The 18,855-nt window shown below is 45.9% G+C and carries 16 protein-coding genes; 12 read left to right on the forward strand and 4 right to left on the reverse strand.

The window, feature by feature from the left end; all coding sequences use genetic code 11:
• Positions 1–56: 56 nt before the first annotated feature.
• The 6 genes from catA to VEJY3_RS18055 all read left to right on the forward strand — a co-directional run bounded on the left by catA (position 57) and on the right by VEJY3_RS18055 (position 6,228).
• Positions 57–998: a catechol 1,2-dioxygenase gene (catA, locus tag VEJY3_RS18030; protein ID WP_014233846.1), complete on the forward strand. Its 942-nt coding sequence runs from the start codon at positions 57–59 to the stop codon at positions 996–998.
• Positions 999–1,098: 100 nt separating this feature from the next.
• Positions 1,099–2,475, forward strand: a complete 1,377-nt coding sequence (locus tag VEJY3_RS18035) for a Rieske 2Fe-2S domain-containing protein (protein ID WP_014233847.1) — start codon at positions 1,099–1,101, stop codon at positions 2,473–2,475.
• Entirely contained in the window at positions 2,472–2,963 is a 492-nt protein-coding gene (gene benB / locus VEJY3_RS18040) for a benzoate 1,2-dioxygenase small subunit (RefSeq protein WP_014233848.1), read from the forward strand. The genes VEJY3_RS18035 and benB overlap by 4 nt, the downstream gene beginning before the upstream one ends.
• 20 nt (positions 2,964–2,983) lie before the next feature.
• The gene (benC, locus tag VEJY3_RS18045; RefSeq protein WP_014233849.1) at positions 2,984–4,015 is read left to right on the forward strand and encodes a benzoate 1,2-dioxygenase electron transfer component BenC; all 1,032 of its coding nucleotides are present in this window, start codon (positions 2,984–2,986) and stop codon (positions 4,013–4,015) included.
• Positions 4,012–4,791 (forward strand): benzoate diol dehydrogenase BenD, encoded by a 780-nt coding sequence (gene benD, locus VEJY3_RS18050; protein ID WP_014233850.1) that lies wholly within the window; start codon positions 4,012–4,014, stop codon positions 4,789–4,791. The genes benC and benD overlap by 4 nt, the downstream gene beginning before the upstream one ends.
• Before the next feature lie 114 nt (positions 4,792–4,905).
• Entirely contained in the window at positions 4,906–6,228 is a 1,323-nt protein-coding gene (locus VEJY3_RS18055; RefSeq protein ID WP_014233851.1) for an MFS transporter, read from the forward strand.
• Positions 6,229–6,438: 210 nt separating this feature from the next.
• Here the strand turns inward: VEJY3_RS18055 and VEJY3_RS18060 are convergent, their stop codons facing one another.
• Positions 6,439–7,329, reverse strand: coding sequence for a LysR substrate-binding domain-containing protein (locus VEJY3_RS18060; protein WP_014233852.1), 891 nt, complete (start codon positions 7,327–7,329; stop codon positions 6,439–6,441).
• Between the two features lie 114 nt (positions 7,330–7,443).
• Here VEJY3_RS18060 and VEJY3_RS18065 point away from each other — a divergent pair, with 114 nt between their 5' ends.
• Both VEJY3_RS18065 and VEJY3_RS18070 read left to right on the forward strand, forming a co-directional pair.
• Positions 7,444–8,673: a M20 aminoacylase family protein gene (locus tag VEJY3_RS18065; protein ID WP_014233853.1), complete on the forward strand. Its 1,230-nt coding sequence runs from the start codon at positions 7,444–7,446 to the stop codon at positions 8,671–8,673.
• 42 nt (positions 8,674–8,715) lie between these two features.
• Positions 8,716–10,128, forward strand: coding sequence for a YfcC family protein (locus VEJY3_RS18070; protein WP_014233854.1), 1,413 nt, complete (start codon positions 8,716–8,718; stop codon positions 10,126–10,128).
• Positions 10,129–10,901: 773 nt separating this feature from the next.
• Here VEJY3_RS18070 and VEJY3_RS18075 read toward each other — a convergent pair.
• Entirely contained in the window at positions 10,902–11,354 is a 453-nt protein-coding gene (locus VEJY3_RS18075; protein WP_014233855.1) for an Lrp/AsnC family transcriptional regulator, read from the reverse strand.
• 155 nt (positions 11,355–11,509) lie between these two features.
• On the opposite strand from VEJY3_RS18075, the gene VEJY3_RS18080 reads away from it, so the two are divergent.
• The 4 genes from VEJY3_RS18080 (at position 11,510) to VEJY3_RS18095 (ending at position 16,487) form a co-directional block, all read left to right on the forward strand.
• A complete protein-coding gene (locus tag VEJY3_RS18080; protein WP_014233856.1) occupies positions 11,510–12,556 on the forward strand; it encodes an ornithine cyclodeaminase in 1,047 nt (348 codons plus the stop codon).
• A gap of 329 nt (positions 12,557–12,885) precedes the next feature.
• Positions 12,886–14,340, forward strand: a complete 1,455-nt coding sequence (nhaC, locus tag VEJY3_RS18085; RefSeq protein ID WP_014233857.1) for a Na+/H+ antiporter NhaC — start codon at positions 12,886–12,888, stop codon at positions 14,338–14,340.
• Between the two features lie 534 nt (positions 14,341–14,874).
• On the forward strand, positions 14,875–15,849 hold the full coding sequence (locus VEJY3_RS18090) for an amidoligase family protein (protein ID WP_014233859.1): 975 nt from the start codon (positions 14,875–14,877) through the stop codon (positions 15,847–15,849).
• Complete coding sequence (locus tag VEJY3_RS18095; RefSeq protein WP_041170389.1) at positions 15,822–16,487, forward strand: gamma-glutamyl-gamma-aminobutyrate hydrolase family protein; 666 nt, start codon at positions 15,822–15,824, stop codon at positions 16,485–16,487. Before VEJY3_RS18090 ends, VEJY3_RS18095 begins: the two co-directional genes overlap by 28 nt.
• A gap of 37 nt (positions 16,488–16,524) precedes the next feature.
• On the opposite strand, the gene VEJY3_RS18100 is transcribed toward VEJY3_RS18095, so the two are convergent.
• Positions 16,525–17,403 (reverse strand): AraC family transcriptional regulator, encoded by an 879-nt coding sequence (locus VEJY3_RS18100; RefSeq protein ID WP_014233861.1) that lies wholly within the window; start codon positions 17,401–17,403, stop codon positions 16,525–16,527.
• A gap of 514 nt (positions 17,404–17,917) precedes the next feature.
• Positions 17,918–18,829: a DMT family transporter gene (locus tag VEJY3_RS18110; RefSeq protein ID WP_014233863.1), complete on the reverse strand. Its 912-nt coding sequence runs from the start codon at positions 18,827–18,829 to the stop codon at positions 17,918–17,920.
• Positions 18,830–18,855 lie beyond the last annotated feature (26 nt).

An 18,855-nucleotide genomic window follows, 5' to 3' on the forward strand; every position in this document is an offset into this window, starting at 1 on the left:
ATCAAGCAATGTTAACTCACTGAAGAAAAAAGAAAATAAAGCAAGGAGAAGCAATCATGAACGTTAAGACTATGCACACACCGGAAGTCCAGGAGCTACTAGAAAAAGTGGCGGGTTTCAATAACTCTGACGGTAATGAAAGGGTTAAAACCATCCTGCATCGCCTAATGCACGATGTTTACCAGATTATAGAAGATCTGGATATTACACCGGATGAATTATGGACAGCGGTGTATTACATCAACCAACTTGGTGCGAATGGCGAGGCAGCTTTGTTAGCTCCGGGTCTTGGTATCGACAAGTACTTAGATATTCGTTTGGACGAGGCGGATAAGCAAGCTGGCCTCTACGGCGGAACACCAAGAACGATTGAAGGCCCGCTATATGTAGCAGGTGCGCCGAAGAGTGAAGGCTTTGCTCGCATGGATGATGGCACCGACACAGAATCAGAAGTGATGCTACTAACCGGACAGGTTACGGATCAAGAAGGCAACCCGATTCGCAACGCGGTAGTCGATATTTGGCATGCAAACAGTATGGGAGCGTACTCTTACTTTGATAAATCCCAAAGTGAATACAATCTACGCCGCCGAATTGAAACGGATGAAAACGGCCGCTACACCGCTCGCTCAATTATTCCGGCAGGTTACGGTTGCCCTCCTGAAGGCTCAACTCAGCAACTGCTTAACCAGTTAGGACGTCATGGTAACCGACCTGCACATATTCATTTCTTTATTTCTAAGCCGGGTTACAAGCACCTAACGACTCAGATCAACCTCGCTGGCGATGAATACACATACGATGATTTCGCTTTTGCAACCCTGGAAGAGTTGGTTGTTGAAGCGCAACGCATCGAAGATCCAGCTAAGGCTGACGCACTAGGCTTGGAAGGTCCATTCACTCAGGTTGAATTTGATATCCAGCTGGTCAGTACAGAAAAGTCAGAGCTTCAAGTTCGCCACTCCCGCCTTCGCGCTCTTGAGGGTCAACAGGCTTAACAAATTTTCCCTACTTATTGCCCTGTGCTAACCACCTCAATGTGGAGGTGGTTACCGCACCCCTGTACCCGAAACCAAGGATGCAAAAGGAATAAATATAATGAATAGCAAACTTAAGCAACTAGCAGACAACGTACGAAACGCCGTTGTTGCCGATCCAGACACCGGACGTTACCAGTGTGACCGTGGCATTTTTACCGACCGCGAATTGTTTGATCTGGAGATGAAGTACATCTTTGAAGGTAACTGGGTTTATCTTGCTCACGAAAGCCAAATTCCAAATCCAGGTGACTACTACTCTGTCACTGTCGGCAGACAGCCTGTTATCATCACTCGCACCAAAGACGGTGAATTAAAAGCCATCCTAAACACCTGTTCCCACCGTGGAGCCACTCTGTGCCGTAAGAAGCGCGGCAACAAGGCTTCTTTTACTTGTCCGTTTCACGGCTGGACTTTCCGCAACGATGGAAAACTTCTCAAGGCCAAAGACCAGAAAAAGGGTGGTTATCCGGAGCAGTTCAATACTGACGGTTCCCACGATTTGAAGCAGATGGCGAAGTTCGGCAACTATCGCGGATTTCTATTCGGTAGTTTGAGCGCCGATGTCCTTCCGTTAGAAGAGCACCTGGGTGAAACGACCAAAATCATCGATAACATTGTTGATCAGGCAGAAGATGGGTTGGAAATACTGCGCGGCAGTTCAACTTACACCTACGAAGGCAACTGGAAGTTAACGGCAGAGAATGGCGCTGATGGCTACCACGTGAGTTCAGTGCACTGGAACTACTTATCGACCATGGGTCAGAGAAACTATGAAAAAGGCGGCACTGAGGCAGTAGATGCGAAAAGCTGGTCAGCTGAAGGCGGTTTCTACTCATTTGAAAACGGCCACATGATGCTCTGGACCCGCTTATTGAACCCTGAAGTTCGTCCGGTTTTCGGCCAACTAGCGCGATTGGAAAAAACCTTTGGTGAGGCAAGAGCTGATTCTATCGTCCGCACTACCAAAAACCTCTGTCTATATCCGAATGTTTACCTGATGGATCAGTTCTCTACCCAAATCCGGGTGAGTCGTCCTATTGATGTGAACAAAACTGAAGTCACTATTTATGCCTTCGCACCAAAGAATGAACCAGCAGAATTACGTGCCAAGCGTATCCGCCAGTACGAAGATTTCTTCAATGTATCTGGCATGGGGACCCCGGATGATCTGGAAGAATTCCGCGCATGCCAGGACGGATATGAGGCAAGAGGAGCACGTTGGAATGACATGAGCCGTGGTGCCTCTCATTGGATGAATGGGCCTGATGACCATGCTAACCAGTTAGATATGCAGCCTCTGATGAGCGGGACTAAGCCGGAAGATGAAGGCTTGTATGTTAATCACCACCGCCACTGGCAGGACGAAATGCTAAGGGCAATTGAAGCTGAATCTGACCAAATCATTCCGGTACTTAACAAGGAGGCTGACGCATGAGCTTGAATTACCAAGATATAGAACAGTTTATCAACCGTGAAGCCCGCTACCTCGATGATAAAGAGTGGGATAACTGGCTAGAGTGTTATCACAAAGATGTGACTTACTGGATGCCAGCATGGGATGACGACGATCAGTTGACTGAGGATCCTCAGACTGAAATATCACTGATTTACTACCCGAACCGAGATGGTTTAGAAGACCGAGTTTACCGATTGAAGACGGAACGTTCTGGTGCAAGCTCGTTGCCAGAACCACGCACTAAACACTTCATCAGCGGGTTGGAGATCTTGTCACATCAAGGGAATGAGTTGCAGCTGCGTTTCAACTGGCTGACTAAGTCTTATCGCTATAAGAAGACACAGGAATACTACGGTACTTCTTTTTACACCTTAGATATCAGCACCGATACCCCTCTGATCACATTCAAAAAAATCGTGCTGACTAACGACTGCATCAATCAGGCAGTTGATGTTTACCACTTGTAATGGATTGCGGGAGTATCAATATGACTTATAACATTGCACTCAATTTCGAAGATGGCGTCACCCGTGTCATTAACTGTAACGACGGCGAGACGGTTCTCGATGCGGCATACCGCGCACAATTGAACTTACCTATGGACTGTTCAGACGGAGTTTGCGGTACGTGTAAGGGCACTTGCCGTCAAGGACAATACGATTTAGGCGAAGAGTATATCGACGAAGCGCTAACGGATGAAGAAGCTGAAAAAGGGCTTATCCTAACCTGTCAAATGGTGCCGTCCAGCGACTGTGTCGTCGAAATTCCAGCGGTTTCTTCAATGTGTAGCAAGGCCGCAAACAGTACAGTTGCGGGAACCGTCGATGTGGTCAATCTCATTTCGCCGACCGCCATCGAGCTAAAAATAACCGCTCAAAGTGATATCGGCTTCCTTCCTGGGCAATACGTGAATATACAGGTCCCGGGCAGTAATGAAACCAGAGCCTATTCATTCAGCTCACTACCTGGAAGTCGAGAATTGAGTTTCTTAATCCGAAATGTCCCGGGCGGTCTGATGAGCTCTTGGTTGGTCGGCAAAGCCAAGTCCAACGATACAGTCACGTTAACTGGTCCAATGGGCGTGTTCTATTTACGCCCGGTTGAGCGTCCTGTCCTGATGCTTGCTGGTGGCACTGGATTAGCTCCATTCCTTTCTATGCTGGAATATCTAAAGGCAAAAGGGTGCGACCAACCGGTACAGCTGATCTACGGCGTCACCAACGACGACGATCTGGTGTGCGTATCCGCTTTGGAATCCTTTGCCGCCAGTATCCCTAATTTCAGTTTTAAAACGGTTGTCGCGAACGAAGAAAGCGATCACCCGCGCAAAGGATACGTGACTAATCATATGGAAGACGCGCCTTTCAATGATGGTGATGTTGACGTCTACCTTTGCGGGCCACCACCAATGGTGAATGCGGTATTAGGCCACTTCGAATCTCAGGGGATCAAACCGAATTCTTTCCATTACGAGAAATTCACTGCGAGTGTCACTCCTGCTTCTGAGGAGGCTGCATGAGTGCCCGTTTTATCAATAAGGTCATGATTGTCACCGGGGCTGCGCAAGGTATTGGTAAACGCGTAGCCGAACTGGCCGCGAGCGAAGGCGCAACGCTGGTTCTGGTCGATATCGCCGACTATGTGCATGGCGTGGCTACGCAACTGCAAGCGCAAGGAACGGAAGTACTGGCGCTTCAAGCTGATTTGGAAACATGGCAAGGCGCACAATCTGTTATGGAGAAAGCCTACGCGCAATATGGTCGTATCGATATTCTCATCAACAATGTGGGCGGAACCATTTGGGCTCAGCCATTCGAATATTACCAACCAGAGCAAATCGAAAAGGAAGTGCAGCGGTCACTGTTTCCTACGCTTTGGTGTTGCCGGGCTGTGATTCCTTACATGTTGGAGCAAAAGGGTGGGGCTATCGTCAATGTCTCATCCGTCGCTACCCGAGGATTGATGCGTGTTCCCTATGGCGCTTCTAAGGGAGGCGTCAATGCTCTGACAGTGAATATGGCATTCGAATACGCCGAGCGCGGGATCCGAATAAACGCCACAGCACCCGGAGGCACAGAAGCTCCAGCAAGGTTAACTCCACGCAACCGTGAACCCCAGCAGGAAAGGGAAAAAGGGTGGTATCAAACCCTTATCGACCAGACGAATGACACCAGCTTTATGCATCGCTATGGAACGCTTGATGAGCAGGCTGAACCAATCCTGTTTTTGGCTTCTGATGCAGCCGGTTACATCACTGGAACAGTGCTTCCTGTGGCAGGAGGAGATTTAGGTTAGTAAAGAACAGGAACAGGTTTTAATAACGTAAAAACACAAAATAAAGAACATGCAAGGAGAGCACAATGAACAACGAATTCCAGCATCTTACCAACTCAAAAGGGGTAGCTGCGTATGAGTAACATTAATGTAAATGAAGCTGTCGACAACGCGAAATTTAACCAATTCCATTGGAAAGTACTCTTTTGGTGTACTTTGATTATCATTTTTGACGGCTATGACCTTGTTATTTATGGCGTTGTTTTGCCTAAATTAATGAGTCAGTGGAACCTCGACCCTTATGTTGCAGGCATGCTGGGAAGCGCCGCATTGTTTGGTATGATGTTCGGCGCAATGGGTTTCGGCATGTTATCGGACAAGCTTGGCAGGAAAAAGACCATACTGATGTGTGTGGTACTGTTTAGTGCCGTTAGCGCGATTAATGGCTTAGCTAGCACACCATGGCAGTTCGGTATTCTGCGTTTTATTGCTGGGTTGGGTATAGGTGGCGTGATGCCTAACGTCGTTTCACTCATGACAGAATACTCGCCGAAAAAAAGCCGAAGTACATTAGTTGCGTTGATGTTTTCTGGTTATGCTGTCGGCGGGATGATGTCAGCAGGGTTGGGAATCTGGATCGTACCTCGCTTCGGATGGGAAATTATGTTCTTCCTTGCAGCGGTCCCTCTAGCACTGCTTCCGCTGATGATTAAATATTTACCGGAATCGCTGACATTCCTAATTACGCAGAATCGTGAGCAAGAAGCCCGAGAGCTACTCGCTAAGGTAGAGCCTAGCTGCGATATTAATCAGGACTCAGTACTCGTTGTCTCATCAGCTGCAAAAGCACAAGCTCCGGTATTAGAACTATTTCGTGACGGACGAATGTTTAGCACCCTGATGTTTTGGACGGCATTTTTCTGTTGTTTACTGATGGTTTACGCACTAGGTTCTTGGCTGCCAAAACTTATGTCCGTGGCTGGCTATGGATTAAGTTCAAGCCTGATGTTCTTAATGATCCTCAATGTTGGTGCGATTATCGGGGCTGTCGGTGGTGGATGGCTTGCGGATAGGTTCTCTTTACGTTCTGTACTGGTATGTTTCTTTATCCTTGGCTCTATTTCGCTGATCATGCTTGGCTACAACAACCCAACTTGGGTGCTTTATACTCTCGTAGGTATCGCTGGAGCTGCAACCATCGGTTCTCAGATTTTGTTGTATGCGTATGTCGCTCAATACTACCCAACAAACATCCGCTCTACAGGCTTAGGTTGGGCATCTGGAGTTGGTCGTAATGGTGCTATTTTTGGTCCTATGGTGGGTGGCACACTTTTAGCTATGGCTCTTCCTCACCAAGTGAACTTCCTGGTCCTTGCTGTTCCTGGGATCATCGCTACTATTTCTATGATTTTAGTTGACCGTAACTTTAGTAGTAAGCCACTTTCCGTAGAGGCTTAATTAGAAATACATTAACCCGGCACGCATGTGCCGGGATTTTTAGTTGGATAATGGTGATTATCCACTTGGAATTCAGTTCAGTGGAGCTACCTGAATCAGATACTGACGTGATAGTACGGAGCGGCGATATACACTTAGGGACTCAGTCTATAAATTGGACTTCCAATTTAATATGTCCTTTAGAATAAATGACATTCAAATCTTCAGTGCCTACTGGTTAATATGACGCCGGAACAAGTTGGCAAGTTTCTGTGCCCCCGGACTCAGGGGTGTCCCCTTGAGCTTGAGCAAGCCCAAAGCATGTGACGGAAAGGTAGGCAATCCGTCAAAACCCGCTAAACCACAACCGGAGAGGGGGTCGGTAAAGAAGATACGGGGACCAAAACCCACCAGATCTGTGCGGCGGATAAGTTCAGTCATCAGGAAAGGAGAGTCACAGTGGACAATACGCTGTGACAAAGGCACACCTGCAGATTCAAGCCAGCTCACCAACTGCTGAGCCGAGCTGCCTGTTGCGAGGCTGAGTACCCACCGGGCAGATAACATCTGCGACCAGTCAGAGGCTCCTAGTAGAGGGTGCCCCTCCCGCGCCACAGGTTCAGATAAAATTTGGGTCAAGGGTTCGAAGACGATCTCGTATGGTAACTGCTCCGGCTCGGCGACGGCAATGGCAAAGTCAAGGTCGCCTTCCATCAAGCCGGGTAGCACTGTAGGCAGCATACCCTCGACAAATCTAAGGCTGACATCGGGTAACTCTTTCTCAAACTCATTAAGCACCGTTGCCAGTGCGGTTGTTGCAACGGAAGAGGTCACAGCTACGTTTACCCGCATTCCAATCCCGCCCTGTAACCAGCGTATCTCATCTCGTGCTTTATCTAGGGTTGATATCGCTAGGCGCGCCCGAGTCAATAAGGTTTTTCCCGCTGGGGTGAAGTCGACACCGCGATAACTGCGAATCAGCAACTGTGCACCCAGATCGGCTTCTAATTCACGTAAGGCCTTAGTTAGCGCGCTCTGGCTGAGATGAAGCGCTTTTGCAGCTGCGCGAATCGAGCCCTCTTCAGCGACTTTCAATAAAGCTTTGAGTTGATGATCTTTCATTTTATGTGAACACCATAGGTTGTCACCAGGTAAAATTTTCTGCCTTTTTACTATCACTATAGACGGATACTATTACGCCATGATCATGAAAGTCTATATTTACAGGTGGTTATTATGATAATTCACTCAAAGATTACACCAGATATTGAGCAGATGAGGGATTGGCGCCGCCAAATTCATCAGTATCCGGAGCTGGGGTTTGAAGAGTTCGCAACCAGTCAGCTGGTGGCTGAGTTGCTTAAGGGCTGGGGTTATGAGGTCCATACCCGTATAGCGGGTACTGGAGTCGTTGGTGTATTGCGCTGGGGAGAGGAGCCGGGACTAAGCTTGGGACTGCGTGCCGACATGGATGCGCTGCCTATTCAGGAAACCACCGGACTGCCTTGGGCCAGCCAAGTCGCGGGCAAAATGCATGCTTGCGGTCATGATGGCCACACCGCCATCTTGTTGGGGGTTGCCGAGACGATCGCACGCTTACACCGTACCAAGCAGTTGCCTGGCAGTGGCACCCTCCATTTAATCTTCCAGCCTGCTGAGGAGATGGGGTTTAATGGTGGGGCTGAGCGAATGATAGAGGACGGCCTGTTCGAACGTTTCCCCTGTGATGGACTCTTTGCACTGCACAACTTCCCTGGTATCCCCACGGGCAAACTCTGTTTTCGTGAAGGAGCCTTTATGGCTTCATCAGACACGGCTAAATTGACCTTTACCGGAAAAGGGGGGCACGCTGCTCTGCCGCATCTAGCGCAGGATCCAACCTTGCCAGCTGCAGCTACCCTTTTGGCGCTTCAGAGTATTGTTGGGCGCAATGTAGATCCCAATCAGATGGCGCTGATTAGTGTGGGTCGAATTCAAGCCGGGACCTCGGCCAATGTAATTCCCAACACGGCTGAGCTGGAGCTCAGTATCCGTACCTTGGCCCCTGAGGTTCGCGATGCCCTCGAACGCCGAATTCACACTCTAGCCCAGTCACAGGCTGAAGCCTTCGATTGCCAATGTGAGGTTGAATATGACCGTGGCTACCCTGTGTTGAAAAATGACCCAGAGATGACCCGGTTGGCCATCGATACAGCCAGGAAGTTATTCAGTGACGACTGCGTCGATGCATCCATACAACCCCTAACCGGTAGCGAGGACTGTGCCTATCTACTGGAGCGGGTGCCCGGTTGTTATTTCCTGGTCGGTAACGGCGACAACGGTCACAACGCCGGCGTCAGGACGGGACCATGCTGCGTGCACAATCCGCATTATGATTTCAACGACGACTGCATGCCAGCCGCGGCCAATTTCTTGGTCGGCCTTGTATCTCGCTATTTTAGCGAAAGCCCCCACGCTGAAGCGTAAATTAATAATATGAAGATTATACCCGACAATCAGGAGGTCACCATGAATCCAAAATCCCCCCAGCCGCTGCACGGTGGATACGTAAAAAAACGCCGTTGGTTCAGCGAGTTTCCTGACCCTATGGTGCTTATCTTTCTTGTGTTGGTCGGCGTGTACCTACTGACTTTTATCATTCCGGCGGGTCAATTCACACGGGAGCTAGTGGATGGCTACAACCGTGTAGTTCCCGGTTCTTTTGAGTATTTGGAGGGTGTTGCAACGCTGAGTTTTTTCCAATTGTTCCTGGCTATTCCTCAAGGGATGATTAATGCAGCCCAGTTTCTGTTCATCGTGTTTATCGCTGGCGGTATGTTCCATGTTCTCAAGGGTACCGGTGCACTGGAAAATATGATTGGTGTTATCGCCAATAATCTGGGGGCAAACGACAGTATCAAAAGCCGTAACTTAATTCTCACACTGGGAACCTTCATTTACGGTTTTTTCGGTGTTGCGGTAGGCGGTGAAAATAATATTGCTCTTGTACCTATAGGGGCGTTGATTGCTTCCGCTATTGGCTGTTCACGATTGGTTGGGGTCACCATGGCAGTTGGTGGGATCGGAGTGGGATTTGCCCTGTCGCCAATCAGTCCTTATACCGTGGGTGTAGCCCAGAGCATAGGTGAATTGCCGCTTTTCTCGGGCTGGGAACTCCGTTTGTTGATGGTCGTGACCTGTCTGGCAATCCTCTCGGCCTATATTTGTTACCGTGTGGTCAAGATGGAGTTCGATGATGATCAACCGGTAGAAATGAGCAAGGCACTGCATGATTACCGAATATCACGTCAGGATGTGATCATTCTGGTAATTTTCTTGGCCGGGCTGGCGATCATGCTAACCGGGGTATTCTCGCTTGGCTGGTATATTAAGGAAATCACTGCAATTTTCTTGATGATGACGATTGTCATCGGTCTCGCTTCAGGCCTGAACGCCAATCAACTGGTCCGTCAAATGATGGATGGTGCGGCATCTGTGACCTCGGGAGCACTAGTGATTGGCCTAGCGGCATCGATACAGGTCATTCTTAACGATGCTTACATTGTCGATACTATCGTACGCTCCCTGAGTTCTATTCTTGAAGGGACACCTGTGACCCTGGCTGCCGTTATGACCAGCGTCATTCAGGGAGTGATCAACCTATTCATTCCTAGTGGCTCTGCCCAAGCACTGGTTACTATGCCGATCCTGATCCCGGTGGCTGATTTGATCGGCATGAGTCGCCAGTTGATGGTCACCGCGTTCCAAATTGGCGACGGCCTGACCAATCTGTTCATCCCTACTGCTGGCGGTATCTTGGCCATGTTGGCTCTGGGGCGTGTATCCTACGCTCGCTGGCTACCTGTCATTCTGCCGATCATAGTTCCCATGTACGTCATATGCTGGATCATGATGGTGGCAGCCTCCTATATGGGCTATTGATCGAATAAGTACTTGCCCCTCCGAAAGAGTAAAAGCGTCTGGAGGGGCGGGCTCCAGCAAACGTTTTGGCGGTCTGCCCACACTATAGTTGTACAGTCGAAGAGTTAAGAAAGGTGAGATTTTATTAGCGGCAAAGACCAAAGGAGCGATACACGGAAAAATTTTGTCCTTAAGTGTCAGAACAAGAGCAGAAATAAAACTTGTTGTGATGAGGACTGCTGAGACTCTAGCTGACATTTTCGCCTATTTTAAGCAAATAAGATGTCATTTTACTTTCTCTAATCCGGTGGAAATGGCTTAGAGCTATATTGCTAAATTGTTTCTGCCCAAAAGAGTGCAATAGCATCAAATCGGTCCGTGTGAGTTGAAATGCAGAGTTGATTATCACTATGCTGACTTTTTGTACGTGACCTGTAGTATTGTGTCTAAGGCAATTGGCTTTGATATTTGTACTTTATTTGCATGTTTACGTGTTAAAGTCGTTTTTAATCAATGACTTGTATTGGGTTTTTAGTAAATGCCTGGCTTCAAGTCCCTATCTATCCTCCACGTTCGAAAGTCTCGTCGTCAGACTGGGCTTTTTTCATTTTGGAGCTAGGTAAATTGAGTATGAGGATTTATCTCCATACTCAGAAGAATTCAAAGGTGAAGCAGTCAAACAGTTTGCTGAAAAAGTTCAAAGCGTAGCCGGTGTTGGAATATATACCGTGGCTAGAGCAGTGATGGCACACTTAATCTCTGCTGATTGATCGAGAGACTAAGCGTGCCAAATATCATATGTGCTGATTGCCGATGCGGTGAGACGACAGCAATATACTGGTCTCTGAGGTAGAAATACCGTTAATCTCTCTGATCCGGCACAGCACACTATCAAATTCTTCCAGCGAGCGTGCTTGCAACTCCAATACCATATCCCAACGCTCGTTCGTTGAGTGAATGGCACACACGCAAGGCTCACTCATCAGCTCCGCTCGTACCTTTCTGGAGGTATCCCTTTCCAGAACAATGCTCATCAACGCCCTGACCATCGCGAGTTGCTCATTGACACCACTTGAAACCAGAGTGGTATAGCCATTGATGATTCCCCGTTTTTCCAGCCGAGTCATACGGTTTTGAATGGTGGCACGGGAAACGCCAACGGTTTTTGCCAGCCAGGCGACGGGCAAGCGAGCATTCATTCTCAGGTGGCCTATCAGCTGGCGGTCTATGTGGTCGATAGAATCCATGTATATCCTTTTTCCTACCTGAATATATCAAACTGGTAGCAAATGTTATCATATTGATAACTAAGTTATCAATTTATATGTATTTTGTGTCTATTATTTAGCATTGCTACCCACGATAATGACGTCATCAAAAGCGTACTTGTTGTGAGGAAAATATGACCCGATTTATTGATGTTGATTGCCTTAGCCGGCATGTAGGTGCTGTAGGTGCCGATAGATTCATGGAAAAACTAGTGGCGTTTATCGAACAGGATTTCCTTCGCTGGAAAGATTTTGACAAATCGGCCAGACTAGCAGCTCACAGCGACATCGGTGTAATAGAACTAATGCCAGTTGCCGATGCTCAGCAATATTCTTTCAAATATGTGAACGGTCATCCTGCCAACACCGAGAAAGGTATGTTGACGGTCATGGCATTTGGTGTGCTGGCTGATGTAGACACCGGTTATCCGGTTCTGCTTTCCGAGCTGACGTTGACCACAGCCCTACGCACGGCTGCCACCTCGGTGATGGTCGCAAAAAAACTGGCCAGAAAAAACTCCCGTACCATGGCCCTGATTGGCAATGGCTCTCAAAGCGAGTTTCAGGCTCTGGCCTTCCATAAGCTGCTAGGGATCAGTGAAATACGCTGTTTTGACGTTGATCCGCTGGCAAGTGAAAAACTCAAGCGTAACCTTCGCAAAGTGGAAGGTCTAACCATCACCATCTGTGATTCGGCGAAAGAAGCGGTCAAAAATGTCGATATCATCACTACTGTTACCGCAGATAAACGTCTAGCTACCATTTTGACCCCGGACATGGTGGCGCCCGGTGTGCATATCAACGCCGTGGGGGGAGACTGCCCCGGAAAAACCGAGTTACACATGGACGTTCTTACACAAGGTAGAATATTTGTTGAGTTTGAGCCTCAAAGCCGTATTGAGGGCGATATTCAGCAACTGCCGGCAGAGCACCAGGTGACCGAGTTTTGGGAAGTACTTAGTGGCACTAAGCCAGGAAGAACGTCCGATGAGGAAATTACAATCTTTGATTCGGTTGGTTTTGCATTAGAAGATTACTCAGCGCTGCGCTTGCTACTTGATATTTCCCAACAAAACAATTTGGGTGAGTTAATCGATTTGGTTCCGAAACCTGACAACTCAAAAGATCTTTATGCATTGTTATATCAGGATGAGAATGTTGAATTAATGCAGGCTGTTTAATGAAAATATTAAGACATATTTAGCTGGACACCAAAACCCAACTTAGCTTCGCTCTTATTGGATATTGAATACAAGTGGGCCCGGGGAGTTATTTCTTGGGTCCATTGTAAATTGTTATTAATTAACGAGCTAGATAGGAAGTATTCGTGTAATTAATAAATGGAAGACCAGTGAAACTTCAAGAAAAATAATATCGATGCTATTTTTTATCGGACAATAAGATAGTTATTAAATGTTGTTTGATAATTTAATTTTTACATGGATTTTACTAATTTCACAATTCAATTCTTTGTGAAATTTATACTCAATAATTAAGAGTAAGAGGGATTATGAATAACGATACTCCAAAAATACCCTTCACCATGGCAATTTTTCCGATCATCCTGATGGTCGGTGCCATGTTAGTAACTATTGTCATATTTGAAGGTAGTCCACATATACCTCTAGTATTTGGCACCATGACCGCAGCGCTGGTCGCCTGGATGCATGGTTATAAGTGGCAGCATATAGAAGATAGCATCTACAGTGGCATCAAACTGGCTCTCCCCGCCGTCGTAATCATTCTGCTGGTTGGTATGGCCATAGGTGCTTGGATTGGTGGTGGCGTTGTAGCAAGCATGATTTACTACGGGTTGCAAATACTGTCTCCATCTCTGTTTCTTGTTTCCATTACTCTTATCTGTGCCATAGTGTCTATTGCCATCGGTAGTTCGTGGTCCACCATGGGCACCATTGGTGTTGCTGGTATGGGCATTGGTGTCAGTATGGGTATTCCCGCCCCTATGGTTGCAGGAGCCGTGATATCCGGTGCCTATTTTGGGGACAAGATGTCTCCCTTGTCCGATACCACCAACCTGGCCGCGGGACTAACCGGCACCGATCTTTTTGAGCATATTAAACATATGTTCTACACTACCGTACCCGGCCTGTTGATTGCCCTAACCGTATACTGGTATCTGGGCCAGAGCTTATCTGCTGGCGACGCCGAGTTTGAACAAATCAGCACGACCATGGCCATATTGCAGGACAACTTTGTTATTTCTCCTTGGCTATTGCTAATCCCAGTCTTCGTGATTTTTCTCGTCACTCGGAAGGTTCCAGCCCTGCCAGCCTTATTCGCGGGTATTTTGTTAGGTTTTCTGAGCCAGATCTTCATTCAGGGTGGCTCTGTGGCGGAAGCAGTGAAAGCACTACAAGTCGGCTTCAGCATTGAAACTGGTAACGACATGGTCGACGGCCTGTTCAATAGGGGCGGCTTGGAATCTATGATGTATACGGTCTCCATGACCATTGTCGCCATGACTCTGGGAGGGATACTGGAAAACACAGGAATGCTGAAATCTATTGTTGAAAAAATAATCAGCTCATCCAAATCGGCAAAAAGCCTGATCCCAACCACTATTTCTTCCTGTTTTCTGACCAACGCAACCTGTTCAGAGCAGTATATCTCTGTCGTTGTGCCTGCAAGAATGTTTGCCAGTACCTATCAGGAAAAGGGGCTGCACTCTAAGAATCTGTCCAGGGCACTGGAAGATGGCGGTACCCTGACCTCCGTGTTTATTCCCTGGAATACCTGTGGCGTCTTTATCCTTGCGACTCTTGGGGTTGGTGCCTTTGAATACGCTCCCTATGCAATACTTAACTTTGTGGTTCCCATGATATCCATCATCTTTGCGTTGACTGGTTTTTCCATTGCTCAGCTGCAAAATACCAATGACGAAACAAACCGTCACAGTGAAATACGTGATGGTGTTGATACACAAAGACAGCAAACTAATATCTGACATTGATAGTTACGTTAAATAAATAATGGCTCACTTTAGGTCATACAATTGATGAGCAATTCATGGAATGGATTGTTCATCTTATAAAGAAGCGTTTGAAGTTTTTAACGCATCTATAAACATCGCGGATCTGGACTATCTTAATCTTATGATCATTCATAGCCTTCAACCATGGCCTTATGTCGGTATTGAAGACCGATTTTAGGATTACCATTATCTAAAACAACCAATCGTTCGCACATGGAAAACAACACCGACATTGATTTTGTGATATCAGCAAAGACATAAAAATGTTAAATGATATGCACAGGATCCAAGAGTAGGGTGGTGTCAGCGCTGTCACTGTCTAGTAGAAAAATAACTTAATTTCAGTTGGTTAAACGAAGGAGTAGAAAGGTAAGAAGCCTTGCCATTCTGTTTGATTGTTATAGGTGAAAAAAGATCTGAGGTTTTTTGCAGTGGCATTTTATGTTACGAATAGTACTGTTGAATAAACGATTTTGGAATCTGTAATCATCATAAGTGGAGGCAATTATGGCATTTAAAACTCCGCCTTTAACAACGACAGAAGCTAAAGAAGTTCGCCGTGTTGGGTTTGAGATCGAATTTACTGGTTTAACCATAGGGGATGCCACCCAAATACTGCAAAAGGTTTTTGGTGGTGAGCTAGAGCAAAAGTCCGCGGTAGAATACGTTTTACATACGCCTGAATACGATAAGTTTAAAGTTGAATTAGACTGGGAATTTCTTAAAAACACAGCGCTGGAAGCGAAAGTTAAAGATGATGGCCACGAGTGGGTGGATTTTTTACATCAACTGGCGTTATCCGTGGTTCCATTGGAAATCGTTTCTCCGCCATTCCCAATTGATAAGCTGGAAAAGTTGGATGCGCTTATTCCAGCATTGCGTGATGCTGGTGCTAAAGGAACCGATGATTCAGTTGTTGCGGCTTTTGGCGTCCATATTAACCCAGAACTACCATCGCTAGATGTTCAGACGGTTCACTCCTATTTGCAAGCGTTTGGGTTACTTCAATGGTGGCTAAATGAAGCGCACGACGTTAATTTAGCTCGAAAAATCAGCCCTTACATCCAGCTATATTCTGAAGATTATGTTGAACTGCTTCTCGACACGGCCTATCAGGATATGGATGCGTTGATCGATGATTATCTTCTTCATAATCCGAGCCGAAATCGTGCATTAGATATGCTTCCACTATTTGCCTTTATTGATGAAGAAAAAGTGAATAATGCCGTGAAGGATAGCAAAGTAAATCAAAGGCCTACATTTCATTACCGCTTACCCGATTGTTTGATTGAAAATACAAGTTGGAGCTTCGCGACGTCCTGGAATATATGGTATCTGGTCGAGGCTTTAGCTGCCGATACGAAGGCACTGGACTTTTTATCTCGTCGTTTTAAAGAAATGTCTCTGCCGCTTATCGGTGTCAAACGTAGTGATTGGGTTAAGGAAGTCAGTCAGTGGATAAAAAGCCGAGAATTGGGGTAACAGGTAACCATCGTAGTTGGTCTCCATCGTGGTGGTGTACAAAACTCGCGCTCATATTAGCAGGGGCAAAACCTGAGAGAATCAGCGTTAAGCACCAGAGATCAGGGAAACCACTCGATGGTCTGATCATTGGCGGCGGTGATGACATTGACCCTGAACACTATGGTGGCGAAGCCAGTGAGCGGGATGAATTTGATCCTGAACGCGATAAGCTAGAGATAGAGTGGATAAAATGGGCGCTAGAAAACGAGGTTCCAATTTTGGGGATATGTCGCGGCGCACAACTGGTGAATGTTGTGCATGGTGGCAACCTGTATGCGGATATCTCGACGCTACGTAAGCGGACCTATAATCGTCCGGGCTTGCTACCCACCAAGCAAGTGTTCATCGATAGAGAATCAGATCTGTTTTCTTTGTGTGGCAAGCCTAAGTTGAGGGTAAATAGCCTGCACCACCAAGCTGTAAAAGATGTTGGAGATGGCTTACGTGTTGCGGGGCGAGATCTGGATGGTTTTGTTCAAGCGATCGAAAGCACGCATTCCCAGCCTATCAGGGGTGTTCAGTGGCATCCCGAGTATATGTTTTACCTACCTAGTCAGTTTAAGTTGTTTCGCTGGTTAGTCAGGTTAAGCCGCTAATTATAACCACCAAAGCTATAAATAATGTCTTTAAATATTATGTACTGGATTTTTGATAGCGTTTCATAGCTAATCGATATTCTTTTGGCGTAACGTTTTTATAGTTTTTAAACTGACGATTGAAGTTCGCTTGATTGATGTATCCTACTTTTTCTAATATTACTCGGATTGGATAGTCGGTGTAAGCGAGCATATCACAAGCTATATTTAAGCGAATTTTCTTTAATCTTTGGCTAAAGCTTTCGTTAAAGTGTTGTGCAAACAGTCTTCGCACACTGCTTTCGCTTAAAAATAAATGGTTAGCAAGATCTTGGAGTGAAATATTCTCGTTAAAATGAGTTAATAAGTAAGCTTCTGCTCTTCCAATCTTATCATCGACTCGTTTTTTCTCATCGTTTGTTGCATTGATGATAGGGTTGATTAATCGCACGGTATTATTATCCGCGATTAATAGGCAAAAAATTTCAATTAAAATTGCAAATTGGTTTGGGGGAGGAAGTTCAAGTACATTCGAAAGCAATTTGACAATTTTATCTCCAGTTTGTGTGGAAAATTGTAAACCTTGGTTAGCCTTTTCCAGTATTTCTTTTAGTGGAGTTAACTCTTGGCAATGGTGAATCAGTTGTTCGATCCATAATTTTTGAAACCAAATAACATGAGTTTCACACTGACCATTGCTAATCACTGAGTCTGAATAGATGGCGTGAGGTAACCCAGGGCCGATAAGAATAGTGTGGTTATTCTGTATTGCACTATTATAATTTCCTACAAAACAACTACCTAAAAAATTGCGGTGAATCGCAATTTCATATTCCTCATGGCAATGCCAGTCGTAACTCTTTTGAGGTTCGACAATTTTTAAGTAGCGCCAAGAAGCACCTATTCGCTGTGGAACACGCTCTAATTTACGTTTCATAATATATTCAAAAAATATTTATTAATCACTTACTTCAAGAACAATAACAAAATCTAAGCGGAAAGTACTTATAGTTGAACGAATCGCACTCCTACTAAAAATCTCTGACTACTAAAATGTCGTTATCCAATCAACGTAAGGGTACTTCATTATGGTAATTTCAAACAAAATTAAAAAAATGATTGCGGCCAACCGCAAATTATGGATAAAAGAAATGGTTTACGGATATCGTATTCCTCGAGATTTTCTCTGGAGGCATTATGGTTATCAATCACAATGGGAACTGGAAAAGGATTTGATGTACTCTTTCCAAAACCTATCTGAATATCAAAACTAAGCTTGATAATCGGAGTGACTAAAATCCTCAACAACATATGCAGATTAAAGGGTATTTTACATAGTTATTTTTAGAGCTTATTTAGGCCATATGGAATACCCTTTCTCTTAACATCCACTTAATTTTAAATGATGGCTTCCAAACATTCGTCACTTTAGTTGATACGAACCCTGTGACCTAATGCTCCGAGCCTTGTTTACTCAACGAAGCGCTCAGTACCGTAATAAGGAGGATCGCTGCACCTAACCATTGAACGCTGGTTAACACTTCATTCAGCCATAGTAGGGAGAAAATAGCGCCAAACAGAGGTTCACTTCCCATAAGCAGTGACGCTTTGGTTGGAGATATTTTCCGCACCGCATAATTTTGTGCATAGAAGGCAAACAATGTACAAAACAGAACCAGAAAAGAAGTCGTAAGCCAAAATTCCGGTGCCTGTGGGAGGAGGGTATGAGTGGGCTCATGAGATACAACACTGATTAAACAGGCGTTAACTGCAACAATGAATGACTGAATACACGTTAGAGTGGTATTGGTTATCTGTTTTCCATGAGTCAGTTTCTTTGTCATGATGACCATAACTGCCCTCAATGCCGCCGCACACAGAATATAGATATCCCCCTGATTGAATGTAATTTTGAAACCGTGGTTATTGGTTAACATGAGTACACTTACTGTACTGAATAAACACAGCCACATCAGTGTTCGATTTGGTTTTCTTCTTCCTATTAAGGTTTCCAGAAGCAGGGTAAATATGACATTCAGGCTGATAAGAAATGCTGCGTTAGAAGCGGTTGTCTGACTAACCCCATAGACTTCAAAGAAGAAGATCGCCGCAAGGATGACTCCAGTCGGTAGGGCGACTGGCCAATCTCTGTTTTTGCTATGAACAAAGTCCCCGATCATCATTGGGAGTAGCAGTAAAAACGTCCACCCAAAGCGAATCGCAATAAAAATGGACACTGTTGTATAGGTAATGGCACTTTTTGTTAAGCCATAACTTGTCCCCCAAACAATGGCGACTAACAGAAGCAGTAGTTCGGGGATATTGAACAATGAAAGCCTTTCTCTTATCGCTAAGCTAGACACATCTTTTCCTTATAAACCTTGTATGA

This window comes from Vibrio sp. EJY3 (genome assembly GCF_000241385.1).
GTDB lineage: Bacteria > Pseudomonadota > Gammaproteobacteria > Enterobacterales > Vibrionaceae > Vibrio > Vibrio natriegens.